Annotated in this window: 22 protein-coding genes; 17 read left to right on the top strand and 5 right to left on the bottom strand. The window is 37.1% G+C overall.

Features of this window, described 5'->3' with window-relative positions; all coding sequences use genetic code 11:
• Positions 1-63: 63 nt before the first annotated feature.
• Both WFN33_RS10005 and WFN33_RS10000 read right to left on the bottom strand, forming a co-directional pair.
• Complete coding sequence (locus WFN33_RS10005) at positions 64-1,116, bottom strand: preprotein translocase subunit SecA (protein ID WP_419327566.1); 1,053 nt, start codon at positions 1,114-1,116, stop codon at positions 64-66.
• Positions 1,117-1,153: 37 nt separating this feature from the next.
• Positions 1,154-2,071 (bottom strand): acyltransferase, encoded by a 918-nt coding sequence (locus WFN33_RS10000; RefSeq protein ID WP_336952910.1) that lies wholly within the window; start codon positions 2,069-2,071, stop codon positions 1,154-1,156.
• A gap of 372 nt (positions 2,072-2,443) precedes the next feature.
• Between WFN33_RS10000 and WFN33_RS09995 the strand changes: the two genes are divergently transcribed.
• The 10 genes from WFN33_RS09995 (at position 2,444) to WFN33_RS09950 (ending at position 13,966) form a co-directional block, all read left to right on the top strand.
• Positions 2,444-3,094, top strand: coding sequence for an OmpA family protein (locus WFN33_RS09995; RefSeq protein ID WP_336952908.1), 651 nt, complete (start codon positions 2,444-2,446; stop codon positions 3,092-3,094).
• Between the two features lie 435 nt (positions 3,095-3,529).
• Positions 3,530-5,569 (top strand): UvrD-helicase domain-containing protein, encoded by a 2,040-nt coding sequence (locus tag WFN33_RS09990; RefSeq protein ID WP_336952905.1) that lies wholly within the window; start codon positions 3,530-3,532, stop codon positions 5,567-5,569.
• Positions 5,570-5,668: 99 nt separating this feature from the next.
• Positions 5,669-6,121: a dUTP diphosphatase gene (gene dut, locus WFN33_RS09985; RefSeq protein ID WP_336952904.1), complete on the top strand. Its 453-nt coding sequence runs from the start codon at positions 5,669-5,671 to the stop codon at positions 6,119-6,121.
• A 228-nt stretch (positions 6,122-6,349) separates the two neighbouring features.
• Complete coding sequence (locus WFN33_RS09980; protein ID WP_336952903.1) at positions 6,350-7,789, top strand: phosphomannomutase/phosphoglucomutase; 1,440 nt, start codon at positions 6,350-6,352, stop codon at positions 7,787-7,789.
• A gap of 58 nt (positions 7,790-7,847) precedes the next feature.
• A complete protein-coding gene (gene argB / locus WFN33_RS09975) occupies positions 7,848-8,753 on the top strand; it encodes an acetylglutamate kinase (protein WP_336952902.1) in 906 nt (301 codons plus the stop codon).
• Positions 8,754-8,927: 174 nt separating this feature from the next.
• A complete protein-coding gene (locus tag WFN33_RS09970) occupies positions 8,928-9,713 on the top strand; it encodes a GNAT family N-acetyltransferase (RefSeq protein WP_336952901.1) in 786 nt (261 codons plus the stop codon).
• Between the two features lie 186 nt (positions 9,714-9,899).
• A complete protein-coding gene (locus WFN33_RS09965) occupies positions 9,900-10,748 on the top strand; it encodes a class II glutamine amidotransferase (protein WP_336952988.1) in 849 nt (282 codons plus the stop codon).
• Positions 10,749-11,886: 1,138 nt separating this feature from the next.
• Positions 11,887-12,342: a bacteriohemerythrin gene (locus WFN33_RS09960; RefSeq protein ID WP_004819397.1), complete on the top strand. Its 456-nt coding sequence runs from the start codon at positions 11,887-11,889 to the stop codon at positions 12,340-12,342.
• Between the two features lie 218 nt (positions 12,343-12,560).
• Complete coding sequence (locus WFN33_RS09955) at positions 12,561-13,628, top strand: hypothetical protein (RefSeq protein ID WP_336952899.1); 1,068 nt, start codon at positions 12,561-12,563, stop codon at positions 13,626-13,628.
• Between the two features lie 8 nt (positions 13,629-13,636).
• Positions 13,637-13,966, top strand: coding sequence for an RnfH family protein (locus WFN33_RS09950; RefSeq protein ID WP_336952898.1), 330 nt, complete (start codon positions 13,637-13,639; stop codon positions 13,964-13,966).
• 84 nt (positions 13,967-14,050) lie between these two features.
• On the opposite strand, the gene WFN33_RS09945 is transcribed toward WFN33_RS09950, so the two are convergent.
• The gene (locus tag WFN33_RS09945; RefSeq protein WP_004722739.1) at positions 14,051-14,449 is read right to left on the bottom strand and encodes an outer membrane protein assembly factor BamE; all 399 of its coding nucleotides are present in this window, start codon (positions 14,447-14,449) and stop codon (positions 14,051-14,053) included.
• A gap of 112 nt (positions 14,450-14,561) precedes the next feature.
• Here WFN33_RS09945 and fur point away from each other — a divergent pair, with 112 nt between their 5' ends.
• Positions 14,562-14,999 (top strand): ferric iron uptake transcriptional regulator, encoded by a 438-nt coding sequence (fur, locus tag WFN33_RS09940; RefSeq protein WP_336952896.1) that lies wholly within the window; start codon positions 14,562-14,564, stop codon positions 14,997-14,999.
• A 76-nt stretch (positions 15,000-15,075) separates the two neighbouring features.
• On the opposite strand, the gene WFN33_RS09935 is transcribed toward fur, so the two are convergent.
• On the bottom strand, positions 15,076-16,194 hold the full coding sequence (locus WFN33_RS09935) for a PilT/PilU family type 4a pilus ATPase (protein ID WP_336952895.1): 1,119 nt from the start codon (positions 16,192-16,194) through the stop codon (positions 15,076-15,078).
• 25 nt (positions 16,195-16,219) lie between these two features.
• Positions 16,220-17,257 (bottom strand): type IV pilus twitching motility protein PilT, encoded by a 1,038-nt coding sequence (locus tag WFN33_RS09930; protein ID WP_336952893.1) that lies wholly within the window; start codon positions 17,255-17,257, stop codon positions 16,220-16,222.
• A gap of 399 nt (positions 17,258-17,656) precedes the next feature.
• Between WFN33_RS09930 and WFN33_RS09925 the strand changes: the two genes are divergently transcribed.
• The 6 genes from WFN33_RS09925 to WFN33_RS09900 all read left to right on the top strand — a co-directional run bounded on the left by WFN33_RS09925 (position 17,657) and on the right by WFN33_RS09900 (position 23,074).
• The gene (locus WFN33_RS09925) at positions 17,657-18,349 is read left to right on the top strand and encodes a YggS family pyridoxal phosphate-dependent enzyme (RefSeq protein WP_336952892.1); all 693 of its coding nucleotides are present in this window, start codon (positions 17,657-17,659) and stop codon (positions 18,347-18,349) included.
• A gap of 402 nt (positions 18,350-18,751) precedes the next feature.
• Complete coding sequence (locus tag WFN33_RS09920) at positions 18,752-19,585, top strand: undecaprenyl-diphosphate phosphatase (protein WP_336952890.1); 834 nt, start codon at positions 18,752-18,754, stop codon at positions 19,583-19,585.
• A 187-nt stretch (positions 19,586-19,772) separates the two neighbouring features.
• Entirely contained in the window at positions 19,773-20,576 is an 804-nt protein-coding gene (locus WFN33_RS09915) for a thioesterase family protein (RefSeq protein ID WP_336952888.1), read from the top strand.
• A 290-nt stretch (positions 20,577-20,866) separates the two neighbouring features.
• A complete protein-coding gene (locus WFN33_RS09910; RefSeq protein WP_336952887.1) occupies positions 20,867-21,658 on the top strand; it encodes a hypothetical protein in 792 nt (263 codons plus the stop codon).
• A gap of 163 nt (positions 21,659-21,821) precedes the next feature.
• Complete coding sequence (locus WFN33_RS09905) at positions 21,822-22,577, top strand: hypothetical protein (RefSeq protein WP_336952886.1); 756 nt, start codon at positions 21,822-21,824, stop codon at positions 22,575-22,577.
• Between the two features lie 71 nt (positions 22,578-22,648).
• Positions 22,649-23,074 (top strand): hypothetical protein, encoded by a 426-nt coding sequence (locus WFN33_RS09900; protein WP_336952885.1) that lies wholly within the window; start codon positions 22,649-22,651, stop codon positions 23,072-23,074.
• Positions 23,075-23,082: the final 8 nt, after the last annotated feature.

The following is a 23,082-nucleotide window of genomic DNA, read 5'->3' as shown; positions in this document are numbered from 1 at the left end:
ACATATTGAATGATTTCTCTAGCAAAGATACAAATATTTTCAATGAATTGCTTATTCTTTGAATCACTCATCTTTTACTTGATCATTTTTTTCTAATTCAAGCTGCCATTGTTTTACTTTCACTTGTTTCCTTAACGATTCTAAACTTTCATAGACTATAGATTCAACTAGTTCTTCAAGTTTTTGATTTTCAATATTTAATTGGCTTAATTTGGTTGAAATTAATTGATAGGTCGCGTTTGGATTTTGTAGATTGCCTTGAGTAAACGGTTGCACCAATCCTTGCGTAATATTCTCACCTAGCTGTTGCCCAATATTTTGAATCTGATTTTCAATCATACTGCCTGCAATTGGGATCATGCGCAATAACTGGGTCAATTGCGGGGTGTCCTCAATCGCTTGACGTACAATCTGTCCGACATTATGGGTAATCACATGACTTTGTGCTTTTAGTTCAGTGGCCAAAGATTCTTGTAATACTTCAGCTAAAGTTTGTGCAAAACGATCTCTATGGTGATCAATTAAATCATGAATGATTTTTTTATGGCTTGAGCTGGTGTCTAATTCTTGTTTAATTCCATCAATGACGGTAATCACAACACGATCTGATAATTCTTCCATCAGTACTCGATAATAAAACAGCACACGTTTTAGAATGTTATCGGGAATAACCTTATAACCTAACTCATGAAAATGATAAGCAATAATACCGACGCGAATTAAACGTAAAAAACGTAAATAAGGAATAATCGCTAAAATCTCATACCAGTGAATAAATGGAAAGAAGAACCAACGCGCATGGTGTTTGTTGATAATAGCGATGAGCCAGCGAATGCCTAATTCAACAATCAAAAAGGTAATAAACCAGCTTTCAGTTTTAATCACCCACGGATGCAGATCTGTTTTGTAATACTGTAAAACTTGCGGTAGATGAATTTCATTGAAAAGCCAGTCACCAAAATTACTCATTAAAAAAGCATTGGCACATAAACAGAATAGGTTGAAGACGATGATAAACATCATAAAGATGTCATAACCAAAAGCGATCCACCATCCTCGTGACATATCGTTTTTCGTTTCTGTACTGTTTTCGAGTGGTGGAACTTGCTCTGTCATATCCATCCTATTCTGTAGTTTTTTCTTCAATTGAAAGTTAGTGATTATATTTTTGTTTTATGGTGCTAATCAGTTGATCTTTTTCACTCCATAAATCATCAACCCAGTTTTGAAAGCGTTCGCGATATTCTGCATCATCTTCATAATTGCCGCCCAGTACCCATTCAGGAATCTCAATTTTACGCATATTAACTGCAATTCGAGGTACTTCACCTAACCAAAACTCACCATAACCGGGTGCACCATCTGGATACACAATGGTCATATCCACCAGAGCGTCAATCTTATCACCTAAGATATTTAAGGCGAGAGCAAGTCCACCGGCCTTAGGTTTAAGTAAATTGGTAAAAGGGGATTGCTGTTGAGCATGTTTTTTTGGGGTAAAACGTGTTCCTTCAAGGTAGTTGAGCAATGTAAAAGGCTGGCTTAATAACTGTTCACAGGCTTTACGTGCTTCTTCCATATCACGTGTTTTGAGATCAGGGTTCTTTGCAATCTGCTCTTTTGTATGGCGTTTCATCATCGGAAAGCCAAGAATTTTAAATGCTTGCCCAACAAATGGTATAAAGATCAGTTCCCATTTGGTGAAAAAGCGGGTGAGAGGCATGCGTGTTAGACCAAAATATTGGTTTACGGTAGTATCGACCCAACTTTGATGGTTACAGGTCATTAAATAACGACCTTGCATATTTAAATCCAAGTTGTCATCAACAGTAATGTCCCATTGTGTTTCGGGAAGAACATGATCAATCAACCAATTATTTACACTTAACCAACTATTGGTGATATTGATATTGGTTTCATCCACCTTTTTTGACTTTTTAAATAATTTGGTCAAGCCTAAAGCTAAAACAGGTGGGCCGTGAAAAAAAGTACTGCCAGTAATCACTGAGCCAACGGTTAAACCTTTCGTAATTTTTTTTAAAATAGGTTGCTTCTGCTGTTGAGATGACATAGAACAGTCCTAATGATTTATTGTGAGTGCCAGTTCAAGCGACTAGATATTTTTTACTGCTACGTTGCGAAATAATGTTTATCATTATTTAGAATGAATAAATTTCGTATTTCTTGCCTCGTATCACCTAGAAATATACATAATCGCAAACATAGACGAATTGTCCACAGCCCTTAAATATAATCGTTACAATGCAATTTAAAAAGACACATTTAATGACTATGTACAAATTATGATGATCACTTTTGTAAATTTCATTGTAAATATTACAAAATGTAAAAAAATACGTGATTGTTAACAAAACGCCTATAGTGGTGCTTTGTTTTTTATACCAAAATTAAGCTAACAAAAAACACAACTTGGAGGCATGCAATGCGTGCACTATTAATTACAACACTTACAGCAGGGGCTTTAGTACTTTCTGGCTGTCAATCAACTGGTAATAACATTGGTGGTATGGAGTACGACAAATCTGCTATTGGCGGTTTGATCGGTGCAGCAGCGGGCTATGGTTTGTCTCGTGGTAATGCAAACTCATCTGCACAAAACAATCGTGCAGCAGCAATAGGTGCGCTTTTAGGTGCGGGTACTGGTCTTTATTTAGACAATAAAGAGAAGAAATTACGTCAGCAAATGCAGGGTACTGGTGTAGAAGTTAACCGTAATCCAGATGGTTCTGTAGCTTTAGTTATGCCAGGTAGCATTACATTTGATACCAATAAGTCATCAATTAAACCGAACTTCTACGGTACGTTGAATAAAGTTGCACAAACTTTAATGGAAGACAACAAGAGTGTAATTCTTGTGACTGGTTATACGGATAATACAGGGAATGACTCAATTAACATTCCATTATCTCAAAACCGCGCATACTCAGTTGCTAACTACCTTAAAGGTAAAGGCGTACAAAGCCGTATTGATACCCAAGGTTATGGTTCGCAAAATCCAATCGCAGATAACTCAACTGCTGCGGGTCGTGAACAGAACCGTCGTGTAGAAATTAGTATTTATGCGACAAACTAAGAAATCGTAATAAAAGTAGCGAATTTTTTAGCTAAAAGTGTTGAAGAGGAATCATAGTTCGCTATGATTCCTTTTTTTTATTTTCCAAATTTTTGCTTAAATTTTATTAATCTTTTTAAGCATGAGATTAAGGTTTTTATCATTAATACGAGCGTTGATTCGAGGATAGTCTCTCTTCTTGCTGCAGTGTGTAAACCGTTATTATGGCTTTGGGTGATAGCTTTTGGTTATGCTTTCGCCATTTGATCACAGGTTAACTGAATAACAACAGCTCAGAGCAAAATAGAGTATTGAAACAAGACGGTTTGAAACTAAAGCATAATTTAACTGAAATTATTTTTATCTGGTTTTTATATTTGAAAAATTCAAATTAAGCATTTTGCAACTCTACTTTAGATGACTATAATCGAGCTCGAAGTTTTTAGAGGATGAACAATGTCGAAAGCAAGTCAACTAAATGACAAGCAACTTGAAGCCATGAAATATACTCAAGGACCCTTGTTAGTACTTGCAGGGGCGGGTTCAGGTAAAACCTCAGTAATTACAAGAAAAATTGCGTATTTGGTTCAACAGTGTGGGATTCCTGCACATCGAATTACTGCAATGACCTTTACCAATAAAGCTGCACGTGAAATGAAAGAACGTGTCGGTAAGTTGTTGGGTAAAGAAGAAGGGAAAGGGCTTTCGGTTTCAACCTTTCATACCTTTGGTTTAAATTTATTACGAATTGAGCTGAAAAATACCCCACTGAAAAATAATTTCTCAATCCTTGATGCCGATGACTGTAAGCGTATTCTTATGGATTTGATGCATCGTGATAATTTATCGGGCGCTGAAAGCAAAGAATTGATTGCTAAAGCCATGAAAAAGATTTCAGATTGGAAAAATGATTTGATTGTGCCTGAACAAGCACATACGACTTGTGAAACACCAGAAGATGTGCAGTTTGCCCACTTGTATCAATTATATGAGCGAAATTTACGTGCTTATAATGCCGTAGATTTTGATGATCTGATCGTGATGCCAACACGCCTCTTACAAGACAATGCAGAAGTTCGTGATCGTTGGCAAAACCGAGTTCGCTATCTACTTGTGGATGAGTATCAAGACACCAATACCGCGCAATATATTTTGGTGAAATTATTGGTCGGTGTGATGGGGCAGTTCACCGCTGTAGGTGATGATGACCAATCCATTTATGCATGGCGTGGTGCAAAGCCTGAAAATATGGCATTGCTCAAAGAAGATTTCCGCAATTTAAAAGTGATTAAGCTGGAGCAAAACTACCGCTCTACCAGTCGTATTTTAAAAGCCGCGAACCATGTCATTGAAAATAACCCACACATTTTTGATAAAAAGTTGTGGAGTGATAAAGGCCATGGTGAAGTCATTCGAATCATCACCTGTCGTAATGATGATGATGAATCTGAACGCGTAGTAAAAGACCTGCTCACGCATAAATTGATGAATGGCAAAAACTGGAAAGATTATGCGGTGTTGTATCGCGGAAATTTCCAAGCACGTGTATTGGAAACTCAGCTACGTCAAATGCAGATTCCATACAAGCTCTCTGGTGGTCAATCTTTCTTTGGTCGTGCAGAAATTAAAGATGTGATGAGCTACTTGCGTATCATCATTAACCCTGAAGATGACAGTGCTTTCCTACGTATTATCAATACGCCTAAACGTGCAATTGGCCCAGTAACACTTGAAAAGTTAGGTCTTTTTGCCCAAGAAAATCATTTATCACTGTTGGCTGCGGCAAGTGATCAACGCTTAACTATGGTGATGCCAAAAAAGGCCACAACACAATTGGCTGAGTTTGCTGGCTTTATCAATGATTTCACTCGTGAATTGTTAGATGACGATGAACCTGTTCCTAAAATTCGTCAAATGATGAATGATGCAGGCTATATCGATTATTTACGTGAAACTGCGGCAACGCCTGCACAAGAAAAAACCAAGATTGATAATGTGGAGATGCTCTATACCAGTATTCAAAGCTTAATCAACCGTGCTGAAGATGTAGATGAAAAGAACATTGAAAGTGTGATTCGTAAAATGGTGTTGTTGGATATGCTTGAGCAACAACAGGAAGATGAAGACACCGATAAGGTCAACCTGCTGACATTACATGCATCTAAAGGTCTGGAATTTCCATTTGTTTATATTATGGGCTTAGAAGAAGAGCTTCTGCCACATAAGAACTCCATTGCTGCGGAAACGATCGAAGAAGAACGCCGTTTAATGTACGTGGGGATTACTCGTGCACAACAAGGTTTGACCTTGACTTTGGCTGAGCAGCGTAAAAATGGTGGACAAATGAAGCAAATGACGCCAAGTCGCTTCTTAGATGAATTGCCACAAGATGAGCTTGATTGGCTAGGGCGTAAGAAAAAAATAGCTGAACATGTCGATCCAAAGCAACAAGCACAGCAATATTTACAAAACTTAAAAGCGTTATTAAAACGTTAATTTTTAAACCAGTTCTTTTTTTTTCTTTCGATTTGATTTTGAACAGATCGAAAAAAATAAAAAAACTTTTAACAGCTTTATTTAACCAAGGATTTCAATATGAAAGTTCAAGTAAAAGTACTTGATCAACGTTTAGGTCAAGAATGGCCAATGCCAACATATGCAACATCAGGTTCAGCAGGTTTGGACTTACGTGCATGTGTAGAAGAAGCGATTCAGATTGAACCTGGTCAAACTGTTTTAGTTAAAACAGGCATGGCCATTTATATTGAAGATACTAATTTTGCTGGTCTAGTTTTACCACGTTCGGGCTTGGGCCATAAGCATGGGATCGTATTGGGCAATTTGGTTGGGTTAATTGATTCAGATTATCAAGGTGAATTAATGGTTTCTGTATGGAATCGTGGTCAAACCAGCTTTACTTTAGAGCCTGGTGAGCGTTTAGCGCAATATGTATTAGTGCCTGTAGTTCAAGCGCAATTTGATATTGTAAATGAATTTGAAGCGACTGAACGTGGTGCTGGTGGTTTTGGTCATACTGGGAAAAACTAGATTTTTCTATAATTTTTTAAGCCTGATTTATCAGGCTTTTTTAATATTATATTGATTTGTAACAAAAAGTATGTATAAAGCCTTGTATGAAATTGAATATATTATCAAGAGTTTTTAGTATATTGCATTTGACCTGATATAAATATTTTCATATAAATGAATTGACTGCTAATCATTAGAGAGATGAAGCTAACAAAATAAAGGGTTGAGCAAATAGAAGTTTTGCTTATGAAAAAGATGAATGATTTTCCTTTTCAACTTTTCCGCGCCTATGATATCCGTGGAAAAGTTGAAATGATGCCCCCAGAATTGATTCAGGCAGTGGCATATGCTTTAGTTAATCAACTGATTGAAAAGGGTCAATCAAAAATAACCTTGGGTTATGATGCACGATTAAGTAGTCCTGCGTATGCTCAAATTATCAAACAGGTATTTCAAAATAACCACATTGAAGTTACTGAAATAGGCTGCTGTGCGACCCCACAATTGTACTTTGCCGCAAGAAATACGCAGGGCAATGGCATTATGGTGACAGCAAGTCATAATCCAAAAACTGACAATGGTATTAAATGGATTATGCAGTTTGAGCCACCTTCTCCTGAAATGATTCAAAACATTGGAATTCAAGCAAAAAATTATCTGCAAAATAAGCAGTCAGCATGGATTGATACAGGAGCTATTGTTGAAAGGGCAACTCATCAAATAAAGTCTGAATTTTGTTTATCCTATCAGTCCGCGTTATTAACAGATATTCAATTAACCCGACCACTCAAAGTCGTGATTGATGGTTTAAACGGTTCCGCAGGCTTTTGTGCCAATCTTGTTTTAAAAAAATTGGGCTGTGAGGTGATTGCATTACGTTGTAATGCTGATGGAAACTTCCCTGATCATGCACCAGATCCTTCACAAGCTTCACATTTAGAATTACTACGACAAAATGTACTCAATCATCAGGCAGACATTGGTATTGCTTTAGATGGTGATGGTGATCGTGTGGTTTTGTTGGATGAAAATGCACATATTATTTCAGCGGATCGACTTTTAGCACTGTTCGCGCAAATCTGTTTGAAAGATCATCCACAGCATGAAATCGTGTTTGATGTGAAATGTTCATCTATGGTGCGTCAAGTGGTTGAGCGTTTAGGCGGTCAAGCCAAGATGATTCGAACTGGCAGCAGTTTTTTACGCAAATACATGTCGCAATCTAAAGGCCAAGCTGTCTTTGGTGGTGAGTACGCAGGTCATTATGTCTTTAATGATGGGCGAGGATTTGGCTATGATGATGGGTTATATGCTGCTTTACGTGTGATGGAGTACTTATGTTATTTTCCTCAAGCCACATTGTCTGAAATCTTAGCGTGTTATCCCGATCGTTTCTATACCGAAGATACCTATATCAGTACCCATTGTACTGATCCGAAAATTGTTTTGAATGAGATTGAATATCTCAGTCAACAGTTTGGTGCTGAACTGAGTAAAATTGATGGCATACGCCTTGATTTTGAACACGGGTTTGGCATTATTCGAGCATCAAATACGGGTGAATATTTTACAGTACGGTTTGATGCTGATGACCCAATTTGTTTAAATGAAATTCGTCAGACATTTGCGTCTATGCTTCGTGACCGTTATCCTATGATCGCCAAAGATATTCTACAGGCACACTGATTTCTTAATTTATCCATATTCATCAGTCTAATTCCTACAGCTCACTAAGGAGAGGCGAATGCCACATCAGCATACTGGCATCGACAAAGCGCAAATATTGACAGAGGCTTTGCCATATATTCAACGATTTACAGGTAAAACACTCGTTGTAAAATATGGTGGCAATGCAATGACTGATCCTGCTTTGGAAAGTTCATTTGCTCGTGATATCGTTTTACTCAAGACTGTAGGTTTAAATCCGATTGTCGTACATGGGGGTGGTCCACAAGTAGATTCATTACTTAAACAGTTAGGTCGTGAGTCTGATCGAATTGATGGAATGCGGGTGACGGATCCAGCAACCATGGAAGTAGTCGAGATGGTTTTAGGCGGCAGTGTCAATAAATCCATCGTTAACTTGATTAATCAACACGGTGGACGTGCTATTGGTTTAACAGGGAAAGACGGTAATTTATTACGTGCTCAAAAGCTCTTGATGGAAAAAACGCTTGCAGATGGTACAGTCACACAAATTGACTTAGGTCTTGTGGGAGAAGTGATCGGGGTTAAAACTGATGTCTTGGAAATGTTTACCCAGAGTGATTTTATTCCAGTGATAGCGCCTTTAGGTGTAGATGAAGATGGTCAAACTTATAATATCAATGCTGATTTAGTTGCTGGTAAAGTGGCAGAAGCTTTAGGGGCGGAAAAATTGATTCTATTGACCAATATCTCGGGTGTTTTAGATGAAAATAAAAACCTCCTTACTGGTTTGAGTACTCAAGAAGTGGATCGTCTTATTGAAACCGGAGTGATTTACGGGGGGATGATCCCCAAAGTGGGCTGTGCGTTAGATGCGGTTAAAGGTGGGGTTGTTAGTGCACATATTGTGGATGGGCGTGTACCCCATGCAACGCTCTTAGAAATCTTTACAGATCATGGTGTAGGAACATTAATTACCAACCGTGGCAAGCCTCATAAATAATTTTTAATTTATACGTTAATTTCTTTGAAAGCCAATGTGAAAGCATTGGCTTTTTATTTTACCGACACTGTTTCAAATTAACTACTCATTGCGTGTTTTTAAACGGTCATTTTTTCGTCATATAAGTGTCATCGGGATTGCCTAGTGTAAGTAAAAGCTCAAGGAGTCGAAAATATGTTCGCAAAATTAAATCAGTATCGTCAGAACTTCCAGAACTTAAATTTACCTTTACCAAAATCTAAAAAAGCACAATCACAATATAAATTTGAATGGGTCGAAGACCTGAAACAACTCAAAGAAGTACAAAAATTTCGTGCAGTACAGTTCGGAGATCAATTTGGCATTACATTTGAAAATGGGTTAGATCAAGACTTATATGATCTTGATTGTGAACATGCAGTATTACGTGATAAATGGAGCAATGAAATTGTTGCTTATACACGCTTGAAGTTAATTCAAGGGCATGAGCTTGCACGTAGTTATAGTGCACAAGAGTTTGATCTTTCTCAGCTTTCACATTTATCTAATATTGTAGAAATTGGTCGTACTTGTGTGCATCCGCGCTATCGTAATGGGCGTGCCTTGTCGATGTTATGGTTAAATCTAGTTCCGACAGTGCTGTGGAAAATGAAAGCAAAACATTTAATAGGGTGTGTCAGTATTCGTCTAGAAGACAATAAGGCCCGTGCTTATTATACGCATCAGCATTTGAAGAAAATGACTAGCAAACAGTCGATTGATATAAAGGCAAATTCTGCTTTTGAACCGTGTCATCCAGAGTACAGCTTTCCACAAGATGAACGAATTCCGAAGTTATTTGATGTCTATTTGAAAATGAATGCTCGTTTATCTAAACAGGCTTATCATGATGAGGCATTTAATTGTTTAGATTATTTTGTCTTTTTAGATGTCAATGAAATTGCCAAAAACTTTGTTTTAAAGAAAATGGTTAATCGCTGAGTGTCCGAAAAAATAAGGATACTTTGACTTAGATATCCTAAAATTATCCCAAGCATTTTGTTGTTCTGTGTGAAGTCATTAGTCTAATATGCATCTGTTTGCAGTTATTTTCAGTTATTGAGATTTGCAAGCAGGTGCGTAGTCATGCACAATATTCTTATAAATAAAATGCTGTATGAATACACTATGTGCCAATTGCTTGGAATGAACTGCGCTGCTCCCACTGATATTACCTTTTCGTTTCGTGGGTTTTCTCAACGCGCAGGAATAACCTCTGATCATTCTGATGGGTTTGGTATTGCTTTTTTTGAAGATAAAGCATGCCGTTTATTTGTTGATAATCAATCTGCTGTCTTGTCACCAATTGCTGAACTGGTGCGTAACTATCCGATCAAATCTCGTAATGTTATTGCGCATATTCGCAAAGCAACCCAAGGTAAAATCACCTTAGAAAACTCTCATCCATTTATTCGTGAGCTATGGGGGAGACAGTGGATTTTTGCACATAATGGTGATTTACATAACTTTCATCCGCATTTATCGGGGCGTTTTACCCCTGTAGGCAGTACAGATAGTGAGTTGGCATTTTGTTATTTACTTGAACAATTAGTTTTAAGATTTGGTTATTTTGAACCGAGTTTAAATGATGTTTTTGCCTTGCTTGAAGAAATCTCACCTAAAATTGCAGAATATGGCACTTTTAATTTTTGCCTCTCCAATGGACAAGCATTGTTTAGTTATGCGACAACTAAGCTGCATTGGATTGTACGTGAGTATCCATTTACATATGCACGCTTAGTCGATATTGATGTTGATATTGATTTTAGTCAATTTACAACAAAAGAAGATCGTGTTGCCGTGATTACCACAGAGCCGTTGACTCAAAATGAAGTTTGGACCGCATATCAGCCTGGTGAGATGATTTTATTTAAAGATGGTCAAGCGATAAAAGCCGCAACGACCCATGTGGAAAGACTTGCTCGTGAGGCCGCTGATCCAAGTTTGGTTAGAGTCACCAAGGCAGATCAATATTAGTTTGATCTGAATGAATTCATGTGAAGATTGGGGGAGGCGTAATTCGTTAACTCCATATTTTTTAGAATCTAAGTCATTGTAAAAATAAATTTAATTTATAGTCAACCTGTCAAAAACTCAGACACAAGAATATAATTTCTTTTAAATAATACTTTTAATTAAATCGACTGTATGAGTAAATAAAATTGTTTGATTATAAAAAGCTTACACTGCCACATCTTACATTCAAAGTTTAAATACCTTTGCTTAGGTGATGCCTCGCTTTTCGTAGGGATTATCAAACCTTGCGCTACAAACAAAGCAGTGCTTTGTTATTGCTTATGTTAGGCGAGGGGGACGTCCTGTACCTCGCCCAATGGCGACATCCATGTTGCCATACGGTAGGATCACGATCTAAGATTCAAAAAAAATGAATTGATAACCAACATTTTCTAAATGTTCATACAATACATAAGCTTCATTTATGATCAATGGCTTGATGCAAATCACTTGTATGAATAATGAGGTGGTTGACTATATGGGATTGTCATCTTTGATAATTAACTAAGTATTTTGATGTTGTTACAATAAACAGAGGACGATTAAATAATAATATTTAATTATATTCTTTATATAGTTTTTTGATGTAATGATACCGTTATAATTATTTAAATATCATATTAAATAGTCTTAATAAAATTTATATTTCAACTCTTTTAAAGTGAGTCATGAAATAAGAGGAATAATAATAGTATCTATAAAATATTTTTACTTGAATAAAGAAAGTATTTAAAAATACAACAAAATCACAAAAGAATATTTATTCTGATTTTGACAAAATTATCTTAGTTTTTTAACGAGAAATCGTATAAAAATAACATTTGAAGTGATTGTAAAAAAAATCGATTACACAATTATAATCATTTATTCATGCTTAATAATAAATATAGACAATCAATAAAATCATTTAAATTTAATAATTGGTTAAAAAATATCTTACTCTTTTAGTGCGGATTAAAATATTATCCAAGTATAAACAATAACTTAATTTATTTCATAGTTTTTTTAATGAATCCCGACTAATACAGTTCATTTTTATTTAGAGAGATAGCCGTTAATATGGTTGCTTAAGGTCAAGACATTATTTTAGGGTGATCGTATGAAGATGAGATGGATTCCAGAATATAATACGGGTATCGATGTGATCGACGATCAACATAAAAGGATTTTGGATTACATCAATGAAATTGATGAAATCGGTATGGCAACGGATCGTGCTCGTATCAAGCAAATTCTTGATAATATTATTGACTATACGCAATCACATTTTACCTTTGAAGAAAGCTTACAAGAAGAGGCTGGTTATAAATATCGTGTTCCTCATAAGCGTGTACATGACCTGTTTATTAAACGTATAGAAAGTTATCGTACCAGTTTTGAAGAAGGGCATTCTATAGAAAAAGAATTACATGAGGTGTTGTCTAAATGGTTAATTAATCATATTCAACACGATGATGCAGATTATGTGGGGGCTGTAAAATTAAATATGATGGGGATCATTAAAGAAAACGAAAAGAAAAAAGGAAAAAATTGGTTTGCAAGATTTTTTTCGTAATTTACAGACATTTTATGATTGTGAAATTATGGAAATCACCAGCTCTCTAACTAAAAAAATTCAGAGGGGATAAAAAGAAATAACAAAGATTATAACAATATCTAGCGCAGCAAATCATCGAGGGGTGATTTGCTTTTTTCTTTTAAACTTTGATTTTCAGCATCGACAAAGGCAAAATAGCAGAACTTTTTACGAAACACCTCATGCAGGATTATTCTATGTCACGATGGTTATCGCCGCTCATGGCATTTTGTTTATCATTTATAATTATCGCAGGCTTAGCACCAAGTCTGGATATTCAAATTGATCGACAAATTGATTTTTGGATATTGTGGTTAGTGTCAATGCTCGTGTTGGCATTGCCGATTACTTATTTAGAAGTTGCATTAGCAAAGCGTTCTAAAACAACTGCACTCAATGCCTTGTCTAGCTTAACTCGTGATGCTGATGCATCACAATCGTGGCGTATTGTTGGCTGGCTGGCTGTTATCTTTATTCCGTTCTTAGCGGGTGGGATTTTATCGAATATCAGTCAAAGTACTGTGCAAATGGTGAATTTACCGATACAAAGTCATCTATTGTTTGCTGGTGCCGCTGTCATGGCTTTTGCTTTGTCATTTGCACCTCGTCAAATTTTAGTGGGTTTGATCACGGTAGGCGTGCTGCTTTCTTTAATTCTTGCACAAGTCTTTGGTACCCATTTACAGACTTGGCATGTTACCCCTTTAGAATTTAAAGAGTGGGGCAATGCTACGATTTTAGCCCTTGTGGCCACAGGGCTCGGTTTAGGTTTGTATTGGCAAACCAGCTTGTTAAATGTCCAACAGAATAATGAGGCGTCTAAAACAGCTTTACCTATTTGGATTGCGCAACTGGTTGCTGTGATTGCCTTTAGTTTTTTTGCAGCTTCAGCACAAATCCCTGCGTATACTTTATTATTTACTGCAGTCATTTCAGCCGCGCTATTATTACAACTAGGCAAAGAACAGTTAGCTCAACGCCAAGTCGCAATACTTATTCAATTTGTAGTGTTATTGGTGGCATTATTCATTTGGGCAATTCCAAATATGGTCGTGGTGTTTAATCCATTACTGATGATTTGGGGCTTGGTCATTTGCTTGATTTATTCAATCTTTGTGGGTTGGATTATGAAAATCAGCCATCTACGTAAAGCGATCAATTTTAGTTCTGAAGCGTTTTATAATATTTGGCGTATTGCGGTACGAATTATTTTACCTTTGAGCATTGTGTTGGCATTGGTATCCTATATTGGACAGTTAATTTAAGGGTCAAGGTGAATCTCGTGGCAAAAATTTGGGTGGCATATGCTGCCGAAAAGCAACAATTTCACATTGAGTTACAATTTTCTCAAGGCATGACGATTGCTGATGCAATTGCGCAAAGTGGATTGGTGCAACAAGTAGAATTGCCTGAAAATTTTAGTTTTGGTATCTTTGGAGTGAAAATAAAACAACAATCACATGTATTACAAGCAGGTGATCGTGTTGAAATTTATAGACCTTTAACGATTAATCCAAAAGATATTCGTCGCAATCGCGCAAAAGCAAATCCTGTCGGACGTTACTGCCGTGGAAATCGCTATCAACAATTGTTATTTAAATAAGGCGTTATTTACAATAATCGCTTTAAACAATTGAATGCATATGAAAAACCCCTCACTGAGGGGTTTCTTTTTATCGCAAAGTGTCTATAGTGGGGGCGCATTCAATATTGCTTCTTTAGAAGCAGGTAAACCAGGTTGAGACTCAGGAATGGTTTCTAAACCTTCAATTTTGTTTACGACACCTGATTGATCAAAATAAACCTTTAAATGTTGGCCATGTGCTGCGGGAATCTTCGCTTTTTTCGCGTAAGTTCCTGGGATATAGTTGTAAATGTAATCCCATCGTCCTGGATTCAATGGATCTGAGACTGTTGGGCTACCCAACAAGAATTGTACTTGTTGGTAGGTCATACCGACTTGAATTTTTGAAGCTTGAGCTTGGGTTAACGGTGTTCCTTGAGGAATATCGACTTTGTATACTCCAAATACAGAACAACCACCAAGTAAAGAAGCGACGAATAACGTCAGCATGATTTTTTGCATTTTGCTACACTATCCCAAATTAATTATGATGCAATTGATCCAAGGATAGATCATACTGCATCTCAACTCTGTTGCATATTCCAACTTAAAATTTGTTGAGAGACCTTTTTATATGCCTATTTCAAATCAAGATTTACGCAAAGCTGGACTTAAAGTTACCCTACCACGAATCAAGATTTTGGAATTATTAGAAAATTCAAGACAACACCACTTGAGCGCGGAAGACATTTATAAAACATTACTCGAACAAGGTGAAGATGTCGGTCTAGCGACCGTATATCGTGTGTTAACACAATTTGAAGCTGCTGGAATCATTCAGCGCCATCATTTCGAAAACAATCATTCTGTTTTTGAAATAATGCAAGAAGATCATCATGATCATTTGGTTTGTCAAAATTGTAATAAAGTCGTTGAATTTACTAATGAAACCATTGAACAAGAGCAACATTCAGTAGCTGAGAAACACGGCTTTCAGTTGACTGGACATTCTTTGAATCTTTACGGTTATTGTGATGAACCTGGATGTCAGGAAGCTTATCGTAAGCGCTAGAATCACATAAATACAACAAATGAAGGGGGGCTTATTTAAGCCCCCCTTTTTTATACGCTCTTTTTTTGATTTGGGACTATTGTCCATCAAAGGTGAGTTTACTATTTGCATTAAGTAGTTGTGCACCACCTTCTTCATCCAATTTGATTTGTAGACGTAAATCATTTGGAGAGTCAGCATGTTTAAGTGCATCTTTATAGGTAATTTGTCCTGCTTTATAAAGGTCAAATAAAGCTTGGTCAAAAGTTTGCATACCCAATTCACGAGAGCGTTTCATCAAATCCTTAATCTCATGCACATCACCTTTACGGATTAAGTCTGAAACCAATGGTGAGTTGATTAGAATTTCAATTGCAGCACGACGTGAATTACCATCAGGTGTTGGGATTAATTGCTGTGCTACCATCGCTTTTAAATTGAGCGATAGATCCATAAACAACTGGCTATGACGATCAGACTCAAAGAAGTGAATAATCCGATCAATTGCTTGGTTTGCGTTGTTGGCATGCAGTGTGGCAAATACTAAGTGTCCCGTTTCAGCAAAGGCTATGGCATAGTCCATGGTTTCACGAGAACGAATTTCACCAATCAAGATCACATCTGGCGCTTGGCGCAAAGTATTTTTTAGCGCAATTTCAAAAGAATCTGTATCGATTCCCACTTCACGTTGCGTAATAATGCATCCTGCATGTTCATGCACAAATTCAATCGGGTCTTCAATGGTGATGATATGACCTTTAGAGTTTTGATTACGATAACCAATGATAGACGCAAGCGAAGTTGATTTACCTGTCCCTGTTGCTCCGACAAAGATGATAATTCCACGTTTGGTCATTGCCAGATCTTTGAGGATAGGTGGTAATTTAAGCTCATCCATAGTTGGAATTTGAGTTTCAATACGACGCAAAACCATACCTGGCATATCACGCTGCTGAAAGGCACTCACACGGAAACGAGCAGTTTTATCGCGATTGGTAATGGCAAAGTTACATTCACGCGTCTCAGCAAATTCTTTACGCTGCTTTTCACTCATAATTGAGTTAAGCAGTTGCATAATAATTTCGCCGTTTAACTTGGTTTTTACTACAGGAACAATTTGACCATTAATTTTCATTGATGGTTCAACATCGGCAGTAATAAATAAGTCTGATGCTTTTTGCTCAATCATCATATTGAGCAAGTCATTAAAATCCATCTTTTTTAAACCTCAATAATCCATTTTATAAAAATGATTCTGGTTGTTTTGCTACATTTCTTGCAACTTGAGGACTAATAATACCTTTGGCAACCAGTGTTTTTAAACTTTGATCTAAGGTGGTCATACCATAGTTTGCACCCGTTTGAATTGCTGAATACATCTGTGCAACTTTGTTTTCACGGATTAAGTTACGAATTGCAGGAATACCAATCATAATTTCATGTGCGGCAACCCGTCCTCCACCATTCTTTTTAAGCAGTGTTTGCGAAATGACGGCTTGTAATGATTCTGACAACATGGCGCGTACCATATCTTTTTCTTCAGCAGGGAATACGTCAATGACACGGTCAATGGTTTTTGCCGCAGATGTGGTATGTAGCGTGCCGAAAACCAAGTGACCTGTTTCTGCAGCAGTTAATGCAAGGCGAATGGTTTCAAGGTCTCGCATCTCACCGACCAAGATAATGTCAGGGTCTTCACGTAACGCAGAACGCAGTGCTTCATTAAAGCCATGTGTATCACGATGCACTTCACGCTGGTTGATGAGGCACTTCTTAGATTGGTGTACAAATTCGATTGGGTCTTCGACTGTTAAAATATGGTCATAGCGACTGTCATTGATAAAGTCAATCATAGAGGCCAATGTGGTTGACTTCCCCGAACCTGTTGGGCCTGTTACAAGAATCAAACCACGTGGTAATTCACAAAGATCTTTGAAGATTTGTCCTAAACCTAAATCTTCCATGGTCAGAACTTTGGACGGAATGGTACGGAATACAGCACCAGCACCGCGATTTTGATTGAATGCGTTTACACGAAAACGGGCAATACTTGGAACTTCAAATGAGAAGTCTGTTTCTAATTGTTCTTCAAAATCACGACGTTGTTTATCATTCATGATGTCATAAACCAGTCTGTGAACTTCTTTATGTTCCAATGCTGGTAAATTGATACGACGGACTTCCCCATCGACACGAATCATCGGTGGCATACCGGCTGAAAGGTGTAAGTCAGATGCACCATTTTTGACGGAAAACGCCAATAATTCTGTAATATCCATAATGTCCCCGAATAAAAATCTATTTGCCTAGGGTGTAGATTATTCATCATGCTTGTGCTTAAGCGTGTTTTCTGGGTTACTAGGCGCGAAGTACGAAATTTAGTTATTCTAAATGATGAGATACATCGTTTCGCAAGCTAACACGTAGCAGTCAAAAACATCAAAGTCCCACAGAGTTGTAGTTAAAATTATTTCAAACTGTGTTGTGAAATTTGAAAATAGGCTTACTATTCTCTTCATTTCATTCCTTGTTTGCTCAATTTTAGCCTACAACGCAAGCTATTTATAAACGATCTACACACCCTCATTATTTTGTAGAATAATAAGGCCTTTCACTCAGCATAACCAACAATTTCATTGCTTGGAAGCTGAAATTTTTATGAAATGAGAACCTTGTCAATGAATGATCTAAATCAAGCTCGAAATCATATACTCACGCAAATTCAGCAGGCCTGTTTGACAGCAAATCGAGATGTGAGTCAGGTACAGTTGTTGGCAGTTTCCAAGACACATCCAAGTATGCTCTTAAAAGAAATGTATGCTACAGGGCAGCGGGCTTTTGGCGAGAATTATTTACAAGAAGCGCTCGAAAAAATTGAAGATTTAAAAGATTTAGAGATCGAATGGCATTTTATTGGTCATGTACAGCGCAATAAAACCAAGCATCTTGCAGAAAAGTTTGCATGGGTGCATGGTGTTGATCGTTTTATCATTGCAGAGCGTCTCTCAAATCAACGAGAAGTTACTCAAAAGCCATTAAATATTTGCTTACAAGTGAATATTGATGCACAAGACAGTAAAGACGGTTGTCAGCCTGATGAAGTTGCAGATCTGGTAAAACAAATTAGTCAATTAAAGAATTTAAAGTTGCGTGGTTTAATGGTGATTCCTGCACCTGATCATCCGCAAGCATTTAGTGATACAAAGCAATTATTTGATCAGGTTAAAGTTCATCATGCGCATGCTGAAGATTGGGATACGTTAAGCATGGGGATGTCTGGAGATATGGTGGAAGCCATTGCCGCAGGGTCAACCATGGTACGTATCGGGACAGCTTTGTTTGGTGCACGAGATTATTCAAATAAACATTAATCATGGTATGACGTATTTTGAAAGATTATTGCGCTTACCCTAATTTATAGCATTTCATAAAAGCTAATTTATAGGATTATAGGGTTGGTGTAGCCGCACCTTACCTTGAAAATTTAAATAAATTTATGTAGGCGATGCCTCTCTTTTCAGGGATGGATGCCAAATCTTGCGCTGCAAACAAAGCCCTGCTTTGTTTTTGCTCATGTTGGGTAGGGTACGCCCCACTCAACAGCTGCATCCATGTCGCCACACGATAGATCGCCCATGTATGACTCAACAAGACAAAAAAGCAGCTAAATTTGTATGAAGCTTACTATAATGAGTGGTTTAAGTTTATTTTAATTTTGATTTAATGCTGTAAACGTATAAGGCATCGATAATTCTAATCCGTAGAGATTGTTGATGACTATTTTTCATGTACTTATTCTTGCCATCATACAAGGGTTTGCAGAACTGCTGCCTGTATCCAGTTCAGCGCACGTGATTGTGGCTGAAAAATTGATGGGTTTTGACCCATCAGCGCCCGATATGACGTTTTTATTGGTGATGCTACATACAGGAACCATGTTTGCGGTCATTGTGTATTTTTGGAAGTCTTGGCGCACAACCTATTTTTCGTCATGGGATCGTTTTAAAAAACAAGCATGGTTTGTGATTGTTGCAACATGCATCACGGGCGTACTTGGATTAGCGTTGCAATCGATGATCAAACATGTATTTTTTGCTGGGGCAAACCACTTTGAAATTGAGCAATTGTTTAGCAACTCAAAATTAATGGCTGCTGCTTTAGCTTCTGCTGGTGTATTGATTATTTTATCTTCTCGATTAGATCGTGGACAGGTTGGTGATGTGACGATGAAAAGTGCGGCATGGATTGGCGCTGTTCAGGCTTTATGTTTGCCGTTTCGTGGTTTTTCACGTTCAGGTGCAACAATTTCAACAGGATTATTTTTAGGTATCGCTCGCCAAAAAGCGGAAGAGTTTAGTTTTGCCTTGGCAGTGGTGTTAACCCCAGCGGTGATTGTAAAAGAACTTTATCGATTGCTACATGCCGAAAATTTTCAAAATATCTATTTAGCTCAACTGCTTTTACCCAGTATGTTTGGAATGCTGTTTAGCTTAATTGCAGGTCTTGTTGCTTTAAAATGGCTATCGAGTTGGCTTGAACATGGTCGTTGGCATTTCTTTGGTATTTATTGTCTGATTTTCTCTGGTGTCGTTTTACTCATTGGTTAAATCTAGGCTTTCAAACACTGACTTTTCAATATGTCACTTTAAATCTAAGCGTTCAATCCCGTGTAAAATATTGAACGCTATGGGTCATTTTTCCTATTAATATTAGACTTCTTTGCTTAAGTCGAGTACAAAAATAATGCGGGATTATATGTATAGCGAATGATTTTTAAGAGTGATAGGGAAGTTTATGTCTGCATATTATCAATTGATTCAGCGTCATATCGATAAACAGGGTGTAGTGACTGCACATTATCAATCGACAGATCATGCTCAAGGGGCTTGGAATGCACATGAGCAACATATGGCACCAGCGACAGGGGTTATTTGTGCTGAATTAGAACAGTTTTCACCTCGAAATGATGTTCGAATTGGTCGTATAAGTTTAGATATTCTTGGATTAATTGCAGGTGGCGAATTTTATATTCGGACAAAAGTAATTCGAGCTGGCAAGACCATTGAACTGATTGAATCCGAAATGGTCACACAAGGTAAAATAAGTATTGTGGCGAGAAGTTGGCGCATGATGATCAGCAATAGTCAAAGTGTTGCAGGCTTAGAGGATCAATCTATTGGTACACCGGAACAGTTACCGATTTGGCATGAAATACGTCAATGGCCTGGTGGATATATTCATTCGATTGAAGCAAGGACTGAGCAACGTCGACAGGGAGCTGGTATTGTATGGCTTAGCAATACTTTGGATATGGTTGAAGGTCGACCGACATCGGCATTTGTGAAGTTAATGGGAATGATCGATACTGCAAATGGTGTCGTGGCGAGACAAACAGCACCTTTTAATTGGGGCTTTCCAAATCTAGATTTACAAATTCATTTATATCGTTTGCCCCAAGGTCAATGGCTAGGCTTAGAAACCGTACAACAGTATGGTGAAGATGGTATTGGTTTAACCAGTTCCATCTTACATGATATTTATGGGCCATTTGGACGTAGTGAACAGATTCTCACTTTAAGGCCCATACACGTTGAGTAATTGCATGGATGAAATCAAAAACTGTATTTCTACATACCGTTTTTGATTTCTGTTGGTATTTATTGAATAGTAATTAGATTTTTTACATTGGCTTAGATAAATCGCTATAAAAAACAATTCTATGTGTAGGTAAAATGAAGCTGATGAGTATCCGTTTAGGCATTTGGAATTTACTTTAAGGCAAATTATTCAGTTAAATTTTTTAAAATATACTCAACAATATTAGATGTAATATGATTGTCGATTTGACTATACTGATTTGAATAAAATTTAAAAACTGGAAATAGAATATGTATAAATCCAAACTATTATTATGGTTATGTCTTTGTGCTTTAATCAGCGCTTGTAGTACTGCAAAATATTCTTCAACGCAGGATGCTATTTCACAAGAAATCGAATCTGCACCATCACCTACCTCAGCAACAGCTAAAGCTGCACCAGCGCCTATCTCCAATCAAAATCGAGTAAAGTCAGAAGAGCGTTTGGGAACGAAATGGGGAGATGATGTGAGTTCATATGTGACTCAGGTTGATTTAAAACGTTTGAGTAGTAATCCTATTGATGAAACTCAAATTCGTTATGCCAGTAAGCAATTTTCAGGACGCAGTATTAATAGCATTTCTTTAGCTGCTGGAAAAATTAGCTTTTCTGTTGTGGATGATCGTGGGCGAATTTTACCATTGTATCGCGATGGAGAGCGTTATTATCTCTCTGCCCGTGATGGACAAAGCTATCAATTGCGTTATGCCAATACCAGTAGCCAAACCTTTGAAGTTGTTGCAAGTGTCGATGGTTTAGATGTTCTTAATGGAAGTAAAGCTTCACGTTCAAATAGTGGTTATGTGTTAAGACCATATAGCTCATTCGCGATTGAAGGTTTTAGGAAGAGTAATTCATCTGTAGCTTCATTTATTTTTAGTAAGCCAAATGATGCTTATGCTGCCAACACTACCAGTGGTTCTATTCAAAATACTGGTGTGATTGGTACAGTGGTGTATGAGTTAAAAGCACCAAAATACGATCTACCCAAAAAATCTAAGGATAATTACGCACCTGCGCCTAATGCCTTTCCTGCGGATTAATTAAAAATATTAAGACGAAAGGGGGGATGTTATTATCCCTCTTTTTAGATGTTATAATGTTACATAATTGCAATAATTTAAAAATAGCACAGTCAAAATAGCTACGATATTATGACTTTGATAATAATCTACGTAACTTATAAACTTTAAAATAGGTTTTATAATGAAAAATATAAATATATTTCTCTGCCTTTTTTTGTGTATTTTTCTAGCTGCATGTTCGAAAAAAACAGATGAAAGCGTATCTCAATCCCAAACTGAAGCGACCAGTGCAGATGCTGCCGCTGAAGCAGCCAACAATCAAGTTGCTGCTGATGAAAAGTTAGGCACAAAGTGGGGTGATGAAATTGATTCCCATGTGACCGAAGTGCAATTAAAGCGCAAATCTGATTCACCTCTTGCTGAAACTATCGTGCAATATGCAGATAAAAGCTACAAAGGTAAAACGGTCAATTCAATTTCTATTGCCGCAGGAAAAGTGAGTTTTTCTGTTGTAGATGATCGTGGAAACCGAATTCCAATGTATCGTGTTGGACAAAGCTACTATTTGTCAGGGCGTGAAGGGCAAAGCTATCAACTTCATTATGAAAATAACACAGCTAAAACGTTTGAAGTGGTTGCCAGTGTTGATGGTGTAGATGTCATTGATGGCAGTGAGGCTTCCAGAAGCAATTCTGGTTATGTATTACATGCACATGATTCATTGAAAATTGAAGGTTTCCGTAAGAGTGAATCTGCTGTTGCTTCCTTTACATTTAGTAAGCCTAAAGATGCGTATGCTGCGAACTCAGAGAATGGTTCAATTCAGAACGCTGGTGTAATTGGTACGGTTTTATATGAGTTGGAAGCACCAGAAGACGAGTCTAAACCTGTGAATAAATATGCACCTCCACCAAATGCATTTCCCGCAGATCGTTAATTTATTCGTTTGTAATAATAATAGGCATTCTTAAAATAAAGAATGCCTATTATTAAACTTAATGAAATTAAATGAAAACTATAAAGAGTTTTAATCCAATGAAATTACTAAAAATATACACTGTAATCTTAATGGGCATGGTGTCTACGCAAGTATTTGCAAATCCTATTGAAGATCAATATAAAGTCCTTATTAAACCTCAGCCCAGTTATGCCAAATTTCAAGAAAACTTTGATACGATCCTTGGTAAAATTGAAGAAATAACGGAACGTGTAACTCAAATACAGGACAAATCTGAGCTTTATCCTATGTGTGTTGCAATACAAAGCTCAATCACTGCTATGAAAAATAATCAAAAATATAAGGCTCAATATGATCGTGACTATAAGCAGTTTGATACGACATTTGATGAAACTTTAGCAGAAGCCACACAAGGCTTGAGTGATAAAAAAGAAATTTGTGATCAAGCTAAACAAGCGTATTTAGAACATAAATAAATACGATG

The organism is Acinetobacter sp. AS167 (assembly GCF_037152175.1).
Lineage (GTDB): Bacteria > Pseudomonadota > Gammaproteobacteria > Pseudomonadales > Moraxellaceae > Acinetobacter.
Note: the sequence above shows the minus strand (reverse complement) of the source record. Positions and strands in the feature narration are given on the sequence as shown.

What these genes read in the sequence shown, in the direction of transcription:
- WFN33_RS09900 (WP_336952885.1), top strand. Translation starts at nt 22,649, where the DNA reads ATGAAAACTATAAAGAGTTTTAATCCAATGAAATTACTAAAAATATAC.
- WFN33_RS09930 (WP_336952893.1), bottom strand. Translation starts at nt 17,257, where the DNA reads ATGGATATTACAGAATTATTGGCGTTTTCCGTCAAAAATGGTGCATCT.
- WFN33_RS09910 (WP_336952887.1), top strand. Translation starts at nt 20,867, where the DNA reads ATGTATAAATCCAAACTATTATTATGGTTATGTCTTTGTGCTTTAATC.
- WFN33_RS09935 (WP_336952895.1), bottom strand. Translation starts at nt 16,194, where the DNA reads ATGGATTTTAATGACTTGCTCAATATGATGATTGAGCAAAAAGCATCA.
- WFN33_RS09960 (WP_004819397.1), top strand. Translation starts at nt 11,887, where the DNA reads ATGAAGATGAGATGGATTCCAGAATATAATACGGGTATCGATGTGATC.
- WFN33_RS09920 (WP_336952890.1), top strand. Translation starts at nt 18,752, where the DNA reads ATGACTATTTTTCATGTACTTATTCTTGCCATCATACAAGGGTTTGCA.
- dut (WP_336952904.1), top strand. Translation starts at nt 5,669, where the DNA reads ATGAAAGTTCAAGTAAAAGTACTTGATCAACGTTTAGGTCAAGAATGG.
- WFN33_RS09995 (WP_336952908.1), top strand. Translation starts at nt 2,444, where the DNA reads ATGCGTGCACTATTAATTACAACACTTACAGCAGGGGCTTTAGTACTT.
- WFN33_RS09945 (WP_004722739.1), bottom strand. Translation starts at nt 14,449, where the DNA reads ATGCAAAAAATCATGCTGACGTTATTCGTCGCTTCTTTACTTGGTGGT.
- WFN33_RS09965 (WP_336952988.1), top strand. Translation starts at nt 9,900, where the DNA reads ATGTGCCAATTGCTTGGAATGAACTGCGCTGCTCCCACTGATATTACC.
- WFN33_RS09970 (WP_336952901.1), top strand. Translation starts at nt 8,928, where the DNA reads ATGTTCGCAAAATTAAATCAGTATCGTCAGAACTTCCAGAACTTAAAT.
- WFN33_RS10000 (WP_336952910.1), bottom strand. Translation starts at nt 2,071, where the DNA reads ATGTCATCTCAACAGCAGAAGCAACCTATTTTAAAAAAAATTACGAAA.
- WFN33_RS09990 (WP_336952905.1), top strand. Translation starts at nt 3,530, where the DNA reads ATGTCGAAAGCAAGTCAACTAAATGACAAGCAACTTGAAGCCATGAAA.
- WFN33_RS09980 (WP_336952903.1), top strand. Translation starts at nt 6,350, where the DNA reads ATGAAAAAGATGAATGATTTTCCTTTTCAACTTTTCCGCGCCTATGAT.
- WFN33_RS09955 (WP_336952899.1), top strand. Translation starts at nt 12,561, where the DNA reads ATGTCACGATGGTTATCGCCGCTCATGGCATTTTGTTTATCATTTATA.
- WFN33_RS10005 (WP_419327566.1), bottom strand. Translation starts at nt 1,116, where the DNA reads ATGACAGAGCAAGTTCCACCACTCGAAAACAGTACAGAAACGAAAAAC.
- fur (WP_336952896.1), top strand. Translation starts at nt 14,562, where the DNA reads ATGCCTATTTCAAATCAAGATTTACGCAAAGCTGGACTTAAAGTTACC.
- WFN33_RS09925 (WP_336952892.1), top strand. Translation starts at nt 17,657, where the DNA reads ATGAATGATCTAAATCAAGCTCGAAATCATATACTCACGCAAATTCAG.
- argB (WP_336952902.1), top strand. Translation starts at nt 7,848, where the DNA reads ATGCCACATCAGCATACTGGCATCGACAAAGCGCAAATATTGACAGAG.
- WFN33_RS09905 (WP_336952886.1), top strand. Translation starts at nt 21,822, where the DNA reads ATGAAAAATATAAATATATTTCTCTGCCTTTTTTTGTGTATTTTTCTA.
- WFN33_RS09915 (WP_336952888.1), top strand. Translation starts at nt 19,773, where the DNA reads ATGTCTGCATATTATCAATTGATTCAGCGTCATATCGATAAACAGGGT.